This is a genomic window from Vibrio sp. S457-15, from assembly GCF_000960545.1.
Lineage (GTDB): Bacteria > Pseudomonadota > Gammaproteobacteria > Enterobacterales > Vibrionaceae > Vibrio > Vibrio parahaemolyticus.
The window spans coordinates 1-6,455 of the sequence record NZ_JYOQ01000021.1; the positions used below are offsets into that span (position 1 = coordinate 1).

The following is a 6,455-nucleotide window of genomic DNA, read 5'->3' on the forward strand; positions in this document are numbered from 1 at the left end:
CAAGAGCTAGCTGCTGAAGTAGCCAAACTCAAAAGACAGTTGGCAGAACAAGCAGAAGAGCTAGATATCGTAAAAAAGGCCGCCACCTACTTCGCGAAAAATCTAAAGTAGATTGCTATGAATTCATGCTTGAACACTTGCTGTGCTTCAGTGTTGTCCGCATGGTTAAGGTATTCAGGGTTTCTCGAAGTGGGTTTTATTATTGGATTAAGCATCGCCACAAGGCCATCCAGCGCGAGACAATTCGTCAAGAGCTTGATACAAAGGTCAAAGATGCTTTTGACAACAGTAAAGGTCGAGATGGTTCAAGATGTATCCAGAAAGAACTCGCTGAGAACGGTAATAGCCATAATGTTAAAACCATTGCAGCCAGCATGAAGCGTCAGGATTTAACGCCGAAAGCGGCACGCAAGTTTAAGTGTACAACGGACAGCAAACATAAGATGCCTGTAGCTCCGAACTTGCTAGCTCAGGACTTTACTGCAACGGCTCCGAGTCAAAAATGGGCGGGCGATATCACGTATCTTGCCACAAGTGAAGGCTGGTTGTATTTGGCTGTGATCATTGACCTTTAATCACGGCAAGTAATTGGTTGGTCAATGGATACGAAGATGATGGCAACACTGGTCTGCGATGCATTATCAATGGGGTAGCCAGTATTGCTCGAAAGATTATCGAGACCTCATAACTGCTTATAATCTAAAGCAAAGTATGAGTAGAAAAGGAAACTGCTGGGATAATGCGTGTGTTGAGAGCTTCTTCCATTCGATGAAGGTTGAAGCGCTCCAGTACGAACCGATCATGACCAGAGATGAGATGCGCCAAACAGTCTTCGAGTACATTGAGGTTGATTATAATCGGACGAGAAGGCACAGTGCTCTTGGGTATCTAAGCCCAGTTAACTTTGAACAGAAAAATGTCGCTTAATGAAGTGTCCAGTCTGGCTGGAGCAGATCAGTTCATAGAACAACGCTTGGCATTATTCCTTCGATGCCAATAGTGACGTCATATGATGGTAAGAGCTGGTAAAATTGCTTAAAAAAGTGATGACCGATGAAAAACATCGGTCATAGTGCATAGTGCCATTAGGTTTTTGGATTTGGAACGTATAGCGGGAATCGAACCCACATCATCATATTGTACGCTTTGCGTTCATATTTCTTGATAATCAGTGGCTTGGCTAGTCAATTTTAATTAAGAAGGCCAAGTCAGTTAGAACGCTATAGCATGAAAAAGTGCTATATTGAAAGCATCACATCTTCACGTCCCCACAGAAGGAACAATACTATGCCGACCTACCAGGTCACTTACTTCAACGCGAAACACGCCGTGATGGATAGCGAAGCTATCTTCATGAAAAACCTAACGAACGCAAAGCGCTCAGCAGAGCATCATTCGCCAGAGGGTACTGACCAAATTGAAATCAAAGATTTAATGGATCAAGTGCTGACTCGATTGACGCCTGAGCAAGGCTGGATTGATAGCACCGAAGAGTGATATTGCTTAGCAATCACGGTTCGTTTGGAGTGTCATCAATAAATACACAGGCTTGATTAGTTTTTCGTATTAACCTTTGACACAGTTTAATTTGTTTGTCTGTCAAAGCCTGTTCACGGTTGAGTTGATCGAGTAAACCTGCAAGCATGTCTCTGTCCAAATTACTCAGTTTTTCAGAATGCATGAGGAGTGTCGTATTGATAAGTTCAGAGAGGTTTCTTGAACTCACAATCCCCATTCCTTATCCCACTTCTTTTGTTCCTCAATCTCTTCTATTCGTTTGCGGACATCCTTTCTCTTTAACTCTTCTGGTATCCGCTTAATCCCTTTTCCTTTCGGATTAAGACCAAGTTGTTTCTGCTTTTGTGTCGGTTTAAGTAACTTGCTCACATATAATCCTATTTTTTAATGGTCAACTTAATTTCACACCACATCCATGTTGGCTATGAAAGAGACAATGATACTACACAAGTCAGCACAAAATAGACACAAGCGTGTTATATGCTTATCTAAATTAGCTAAGCTTAAATTAATTAAGATAAGACTCGCTCAATTAATTGTGGCATTTCACTTTTCACAAAAAGTCTGAAAATCTCAAACTTTGCTATTTATAAGAAAGCCATGCATACCAAAGTTAGTGTACATCGTGTCCTCACTATGTTGATTTGGATACCAATGTTGTAACGTACTATGTGCCAGTTTTCCCGTGGCAAACTTTGGCTTAACACAGAGAGCCAAAAACCGTTGACAGTAGGTACCAAATCATCAAGTTCTCAATTATTTTTAAGCAAAGTTGAATATGATTTTTCTTTGCTTAGAGTCGATTTCTTTAACAGTAATGTTTACTTGAGTGCCAAGTGCAAAAGTTGCCGTTTGGCTTGAGATTTTTTGTTTGATCGCATCAAATTCAAAATCGCCATTTTGAAAACTGGATAAAGGTATGAGACCTTCGATTCTGTTTTCCTCCAGCTCTACAAAAACACCAAAGTGCGTAACTCCAGAAACGCTTCCCATGAAGTTTCCTCCAATAAATGGTTTCATGTAGTGGCATTTCAGTGCTGATTCAACCTCACGACTTACTTCATCAGCTTGGCGAGATTGATGTGAACAGTGCACACTAAGTTGCTCAATCTCTTTTGTATCGTAAGGGTAACTATTCGAAATCCCTGCTAGCTGGCGTATCGGCTTGAGCTTCATTAACAGGCTACGTAATTTACCAGTAGTTTTCTCTCGAAGTTTGGCACGGATGGCACGATGAATGAGTAAATCAGGGTAACGACGAATTGGAGATGTAAAGTGTGCGTAAGCATCGTATGCTAAGCCAAAGTGGCCCAAGTTTTTAGGCGAATATTCAGCTTGGCTTTGAGAGCGCAGCAGCAAGGTACGTATTATGTCACACTCATCCAAATCTCGAACTTGATCTAAAAGTGCGTTGTAGTCGTGAGACGTTGGCTTGTCACCCCCCGCCAAAGTTAGCCCTTTTTCCGCAAGTAACATTCTCAGTGAGGTTAGCTTTTTCATCTGAGGGCCAGAGTGGACACGATATAGGCTCGGTATTTTATTTAGCTCTAGAAATTGCGCAGTAGCAACGTTAGCGCACAGCATAAACTCTTCGATCATTCGGTGAGCGTCATTTCGAACAACAGGGACGATAGAGGCAATCTTCTTTTTGTTGTTTAGCTTAAAAGCGAGCTCTTGTGTATCAAAGTCAATCGCTCCACGAACTCTGCGTTGGCCAGATAAGTTCAAATATAAACGATGAAGATTCACCAAATACTGCGCAATATTATTTTTAGGGTTGTTGCTTTGGTATGTTGTTTTAGCCGAAGATTGCATGATAATGCGGTTAGCGTCGTCGTACGTTAATCTGGCATGAGAGTGAATGATGCCTTCAGAAAACTCTGAATCTAGCATGTTACCCTCATCATCAAAGGTCATCTCGCATACCATTACTAATCTGTCTTCATTGGGGTTTAGTGAACACAAACCATTAGATAGAGACTCTGGCAGCATTGGCACAACGCATCCAGGGAAATAAACGGATGTAGCGCGACTCTGCGCTTCAAGATCTAAATGGTCATTTGGTTTAACGTAGTGAGATACGTCAGCAATTGCGACGAAAAGCTTCCACTGACCGTTGTCCATTTGATACCCATAAACAGCATCATCAAAGTCTTTTGCGTCATCACCATCAATAGTGACAAAAGGTAAATCTCGATAGTCCACTCGTGATGTCTTGTCCTTTTCTTCCACCTGAGAGCCGAAGGCAGAAGCAGCATCAAGTACGTCTTTATCCCATTTGTCATTGATTCCATGACGACGCAAAGCCAATTTCACTTCTATACCAGCTTCTCCCGGACGCCCTAGCACTTCCGCTACCTCAACGGTAGTTGGTTGTCTATGGTCTGGGTAAGTATTGATTTTACAGTGGACAAGTTTGCCGACATTTTTAGCAATCAGTTCATTTGGAGTGACGTAAATGGTTTGAGTTAACTTCGAGTTTTCTGGCAATAAGTAAAGTTTAGAACCTTTTCTTTTTAACAAACCCACTATGTGAGTTGTTTTTCGCTCCACGATCTTGATAAACCGATGGTTTGAACGACCTTGTTGCTGCGGATGTCCTTTCAACACCAGTACAATATCACCATCAAACACATGACTAAGTTGATGCTTTGGTAAGAATAGATCTTTCTCATTATCGTCGTAGGTGAGAAAACCAAAACCGTCTGCATGGATGCTTATCTTGCCAGTCACTAGCGATGATTGGTCAACTCTCTTGTAGCCTTTTCTTCTCGTGAAAATAAGCTGACCATCACGTTCCATGGCTCTTAAGCGTTTTTTTAAGGCATTTTTCTCAGGCTCGTCATTCAAACCAGATGAATGAGAAATCTGTTCATAGCTTAAGTAGTTTTTTACTTTATCGAATAGGCTAAGAATAGAATCTCGGCTAGGAATAACATTGTCATATTTAGTGTGGTTTAGTGATTGAGCGGATATATTTAATTTCATTTAATTCTCTTTTTATTCGCCAATCGCTTTTAATATAAACCTATTTATATGAGCAAAGCACTAGGCGAACTGATTCATTCTTGAATCATATTAGTTATTATGTGGGTATTTATTGGCATTTTGCCAAAGGTATATACTGAAATGACTTATTAGACGGGGCTATTTGCGTAGCAAAGTGAGGTGAATCTTAACGTTTAAGTTCAAGTGACTTGGGTATATAAATTTGGATGAAAGTTTGTGATGATAAAAAGAAGAGATAATAGGCACCAACGAATGTTGATGCCATAGAGTCAGTTACATTACAGTAACTTCGCCTGCTTGCAGACCTTTTTTACCTTGCTCAACAACGTAAGATACTTTTTGGCCTTCAGAAAGTGTTTTGAAGCCAGTTGAGACAATTGATTGGAAATGAACAAACAAGTCTTCACCACCATTCTCTGGAGAAATAAAGCCGAAACCTTTAGTTTCGTTGAACCATTTTACTGAACCAGTTGATTTATTAGACATAGATACCTCTATATAAGATAGTTTTAATAGTAAATGTTATAGCTAATAAGCGCTATTATATGATTTAGAGATATATATTTTTTCGCAGGAACGTAAACGAGGAAATCGATGAAGAACTGAGAGAAATTTGATCTTAAAATAATTAAATAGCTCTTTTCTTAAGAGCTGATGTGCAGTATACCGATAAAATTACTAAAGGCTAGCTTTTTATTTTTTATTTTTACCTTATAACTTTAACAGTAGTTCTTTCCTGTAGAACGTGTTATGCAATAGAAAAACTCTAACTAGTGATTACTTTCTGGTACTAGTTACTAAAGAGCTATCTCATGTTGTAATTTATGAAATTACAACAAACTCAAAGCTAAACCCATGATTAGATTAAATTTTTATTTCTAGGTAAGCTTTATAAAAGCAAATGTTTAGAAAGATCTTGCACCTACTCAAATGAGGAAAAACGGGAAATATCTATCTATTTACTTCAATGAGTGTATAGTGAGGTCAGCTCCGAAACGTGAGCTATTGATGAAACATACAGTTCGAGTCTCTTCTTAGTTTTTTTCGAGTCATATCGTTATACAACTCCCATAGCAACTTATTCTTTATCTTCCATTAAATAGCCCCCAGTTTGGTTTTTAACTATAAAAAATAGCTTCATAGACTGTAACCCTATTTAAAAAGGTCCAACTTAGAATTTTGAACTAAACATGAAGTAAAAGTTCTTTTAGTTGTGATTTTTGACCATTTAGATACGTTATCCTTTGGAGCTATTCTTTATCATTGTTAATGAGCACTTATAGTCGTATGTTGAAACAGGCTTACTTCAGCCACTTTAGGCTATCCTTCATGTAAAAATATAGCCTGCATATTCAATGTACTTTTGATGAATATGTTCAAACAGGAACAAGAATGAGAAAAAAACGAGATAAATCTCCAAGAAAATACAAAAAAAGCGGCTACGAGGTTAAGTTTGAGCAGATGGTTAAAGAATACCATGATGCCAAAGAGACGCTAGAATCAATGAAAGAAGGTTCTGAGGAGTATAATAAGCAGAAAAATCTCTGCGAATCTCTGTTTGCTAGTGCTGAACGCTTCTTTAAGCAAAATCAGTAATACTATAAAGAATTAGACCTAATTCTATAGTGATTGTGGTGTGCAAGTGTCAACCGCTTCGCATCACTATCATTCTGTTCTGCTCCAGTCAGACTGGACACTTCATTAAGCGACATTTTGCTGTTCAAAGTTAACTGGGCTTAGATACCCAAGAGCACTGTGCCTTCTCGTCCGATTATAATCAACCTCAATGTACTCGAAGACTGTTTGGCGCATCTCATCTCTGGTCATTATTGGTTCGTATTGAATCGCTTCCACTTTCATCGAATGGAAGAAGCTCTCAACACAGGCATTGTCCCAGCAGTTTCCTTTCCTGCTCATACTTTGTTTTA

6 protein-coding genes and 1 pseudogene are annotated in these 6,455 nt (G+C 39.2%); 3 read left to right on the plus strand and 4 right to left on the minus strand.

The window, feature by feature from the left end; translation table 11 throughout:
* A pseudogene (locus UF05_RS02660) lies at window positions 1-927 on the plus strand (IS3 family transposase); the annotation flags it as partial.
* Window positions 928-1,287: 360 nt separating this feature from the next.
* On the plus strand, window positions 1,288-1,497 hold the full coding sequence (locus UF05_RS02665) for a hypothetical protein (RefSeq protein ID WP_031855180.1): 210 nt from the start codon (window positions 1,288-1,290) through the stop codon (window positions 1,495-1,497).
* Window positions 1,498-1,722: 225 nt separating this feature from the next.
* On the opposite strand, the gene UF05_RS26255 is transcribed toward UF05_RS02665, so the two are convergent.
* The 3 genes from UF05_RS26255 to UF05_RS02680 form a co-directional block, all read right to left on the minus strand.
* The gene (locus UF05_RS26255) at window positions 1,723-1,887 is read right to left on the minus strand and encodes a hypothetical protein (protein ID WP_005483300.1); all 165 of its coding nucleotides are present in this window, start codon (window positions 1,885-1,887) and stop codon (window positions 1,723-1,725) included.
* A gap of 393 nt (window positions 1,888-2,280) precedes the next feature.
* Window positions 2,281-4,506: a ribonuclease R gene (gene rnr, locus UF05_RS02675; RefSeq protein ID WP_045545981.1), complete on the minus strand. Its 2,226-nt coding sequence runs from the start codon at window positions 4,504-4,506 to the stop codon at window positions 2,281-2,283.
* Between the two features lie 294 nt (window positions 4,507-4,800).
* On the minus strand, window positions 4,801-5,013 hold the full coding sequence (locus tag UF05_RS02680; RefSeq protein ID WP_005483265.1) for a cold-shock protein: 213 nt from the start codon (window positions 5,011-5,013) through the stop codon (window positions 4,801-4,803).
* 906 nt (window positions 5,014-5,919) lie between these two features.
* Here UF05_RS02680 and UF05_RS02685 point away from each other — a divergent pair.
* Window positions 5,920-6,123 carry a hypothetical protein gene (locus tag UF05_RS02685; RefSeq protein WP_005483162.1) on the plus strand — a complete coding sequence of 68 codons (204 nt, stop codon included), beginning with the start codon at window positions 5,920-5,922 and terminating at the stop codon, window positions 6,121-6,123.
* A gap of 105 nt (window positions 6,124-6,228) precedes the next feature.
* Here UF05_RS02685 and UF05_RS02690 read toward each other — a convergent pair.
* Window positions 6,229-6,455: IS3 family transposase (locus tag UF05_RS02690; RefSeq protein ID WP_156148032.1), on the minus strand; the 227-nt coding region annotated here is incomplete at its 5' end.

Bases quoted from the DNA above. Each gene is read 5' to 3' on its own strand.
- UF05_RS02665 (WP_031855180.1), top strand. From the start codon at position 1,288: ATGCCGACCTACCAGGTCACTTACTTCAACGCGAAACACGCCGTGATG.
- rnr (WP_045545981.1), bottom strand. From the start codon at position 4,506: ATGAAATTAAATATATCCGCTCAATCACTAAACCACACTAAATATGAC.
- UF05_RS02680 (WP_005483265.1), bottom strand. From the start codon at position 5,013: ATGTCTAATAAATCAACTGGTTCAGTAAAATGGTTCAACGAAACTAAA.
- UF05_RS02685 (WP_005483162.1), top strand. From the start codon at position 5,920: ATGAGAAAAAAACGAGATAAATCTCCAAGAAAATACAAAAAAAGCGGC.